The organism is Tritonibacter sp. SIMBA_163 (assembly GCF_046535935.1).
GTDB lineage: Bacteria > Pseudomonadota > Alphaproteobacteria > Rhodobacterales > Rhodobacteraceae > Epibacterium > Epibacterium scottomollicae.
The window spans coordinates 1-239 of sequence record NZ_JAWJBP010001242.1; the positions used below are offsets into that span (position 1 = coordinate 1).

1 protein-coding gene is annotated in these 239 nt (G+C 51.9%); it reads left to right on the forward strand.

The features are described 5' to 3' along the window. The first annotated feature begins 7 nt into the window (after nucleotides 1-7). Nucleotides 8-118 (forward strand): DUF6746 family protein, encoded by a 111-nt coding sequence (locus R0J92_RS26285; RefSeq protein ID WP_411053853.1) that lies wholly within the window; start codon nucleotides 8-10, stop codon nucleotides 116-118. Nucleotides 119-239: the final 121 nt, after the last annotated feature.

Sequence of the window (239 nt, forward strand, 5' to 3'; positions counted from 1 at the left end):
ATATGCCATGGCAATTTCATTGGAAGAAGTTCATCTAGGCTCTGACGCGCTCGACAAAGCGCGCGTCAGCTCAAACGGAGCTGACTACTCAGAAGCCGCAGCTCCGCTGACTGAGTAGTAAGCACCTTTCTAGAGCCCGTCGCAATGACGGGCTTTTCATAGATACTGCTGCTTGGGTGGAGTTCCTTAATCCTGGTTTATTACGCTTCGCCCTGCACCGCATGCTCAAACTGCGTTAG

Bases quoted from the DNA above. Each gene is read 5' to 3' on its own strand.
- R0J92_RS26285 (WP_411053853.1), top strand. From the start codon at position 8: ATGGCAATTTCATTGGAAGAAGTTCATCTAGGCTCTGACGCGCTCGAC.